2 protein-coding genes are annotated in these 1,752 nt (G+C 59.4%); both read right to left on the bottom strand.

All coding sequences use genetic code 11. The annotated features are described in order from the left end of the window. Positions 1–168: 168 nt before the first annotated feature. Entirely contained in the window at positions 169–1,086 is a 918-nt protein-coding gene (gene argB, locus WAQ08_RS09750) for an acetylglutamate kinase (RefSeq protein WP_422191366.1), read from the bottom strand. A gap of 88 nt (positions 1,087–1,174) precedes the next feature. After that, positions 1,175–1,636: an Hsp20/alpha crystallin family protein gene (locus WAQ08_RS09745; protein WP_422191364.1), complete on the bottom strand. Its 462-nt coding sequence runs from the start codon at positions 1,634–1,636 to the stop codon at positions 1,175–1,177. Positions 1,637–1,752 lie beyond the last annotated feature (116 nt).

Below are 1,752 nucleotides of genomic sequence, written 5' to 3'. Positions count from 1 at the left end.
GTCCGGTGTGCGGCTAAGGAATCTCTGACTTAATCAGAGGTTCCTGCGGTGCAGGGAGGCACCGCCATTTTTCAAGCACGAAGTGTTTGAAAAATGAAGAAAAGCAAAAAACCACGTTTTTGCTTTTCGTGCTCTGAGAAGTCCAGGATGGACTTATTCAGAGCTTCTTTAAGCGCGGATCAACGTCCCCACACCGCTGTCGGTCAGGATTTCCAGAAGTACCGCATGTGGCACGCGCCCGTCGATGATATGGGCGCTCTTGACGCCGCTCGCGACCGCGTCGAGCGCGCGCTCGACCTTGGGCAACATGCCGCCATGAATGGTGCCGTCTTCGATCAGTTCCTGCACCACCCGGGCGGTCAGACCTGTTAACAGCGCGCCGGCTTTGTCGAGCACACCCGTGGTGTTGGTGAGCAGGATCAGTTTTTCGGCCTTGAGCGTGATCGCAAGTTTTCCGGCGACGACGTCGGCGTTGATATTGTAGGTCGCGCCGTCAGCGCCGACGCCGATCGGGGCGATCACTGGAATGAACTCGGCCTCGTCGAGCAACGACACCACGTGCGGGTCGATGCTCTGCACGTCGCCGACATGGCCGATGTCGATGATCTCGCTTGGTCGTTGTGCGTCGGCCTTGGTCTTGGACAGCACCATCTTGCGCGCGCGGATCAGGCCGCCGTCCTTGCCGGTGAGCCCCACCGCCTTACCGCCGTGCTGGTTGATGAGATTCACGATCTCCTTGTTGACCAACCCGCCCAGGACCATCTCGACCACGTCCATGGTCTCGCGGTCCGTGACGCGCATGCCCTGCACGAACTCGCTCTTCTTGCCGATGCGCTCTAGGTGTTCACCGATCTGCGGCCCGCCGCCGTGCACGACCACCGGATTGATGCCGACGAGCTTGAGCAGCACCACGTCGCGCGCGAAGCCCTGTTTCAGGGTCTCATCGACCATGGCGTTGCCGCCGTACTTGATCACGACGGTCTTGCTGCGAAAGCGCTGGATATACGGCAGCGCCTCGGCCAGCACACGCACCCGGTCGGCTGCAGAGAAATCGTTGGCGGTTTGAGACACGAGCGGACCTGTCATGGGATATTCGTTCGCAAAGTACCTTCCGCGACCCAAACAAACAAGGCCGCTAGCGCGGCCTTGTTCATGCGGTGCCGACTATCGACAGTTAACCCACGCTCACCGAGATCTTCTTCGGTTTGGCTTCTTCGGCCTTGGGCAGAACCAATTCGAGCACGCCGTCCCTGTAATTCGCCCGGACGTTTTGCTCATTGATATGGGTCCCGAGCCGCAGGCTCCGGGCAAACCGACCGTAGCGCCGTTCCTGCCGCAATACCCGCTCGCCGTCCTTGCGTTCGGTCTCGCTCCGGCATTCGCCGGTGATGGTCAGAAGACCATTCTCCAGCGTTACCGCGATATCCTCCTTCTTGACGCCGGGCAGGTCCGTGCGCACGACATAGTCGTTCTCGTGTTCGGTGATGTCCATGCTCGGCACCAAGCTTTCGCTGGTTGCTTCTTCAACCCCACGCATCGGCCGGAAAAAGCCTTCGAACACCCGGTCGAAATCGTTACCCAAAAAACCCCATCTGTTGAGCGGGGAATTTTCCCCGCGTGTCACTAGCCGGTTCATAGATACCTCCTGAGTTAGGTTCTGGAGCGGTTCGCTCCGTCGGCAATTATCATGGGGTTGGGCACGAAGGATTCAAGTGGGCGAGATGGGGGGATTGCGCGGACACACTTAACGTG

Origin of the sequence: Aquabacterium sp., from assembly GCF_049274795.1 — a bacterium.
Lineage (GTDB): Bacteria > Pseudomonadota > Gammaproteobacteria > Burkholderiales > Burkholderiaceae_C > Aquabacterium.
Note: the sequence above shows the minus strand (reverse complement) of the source record. Positions and strands in the feature narration are given on the sequence as shown.

Excerpts from the sequence above, each read along its gene's own strand:
- WAQ08_RS09745 (WP_422191364.1), bottom strand. The coding sequence starts at position 1,636 with ATGAACCGGCTAGTGACACGCGGGGAAAATTCCCCGCTCAACAGATGG.
- argB (WP_422191366.1), bottom strand. The coding sequence starts at position 1,086 with ATGACAGGTCCGCTCGTGTCTCAAACCGCCAACGATTTCTCTGCAGCC.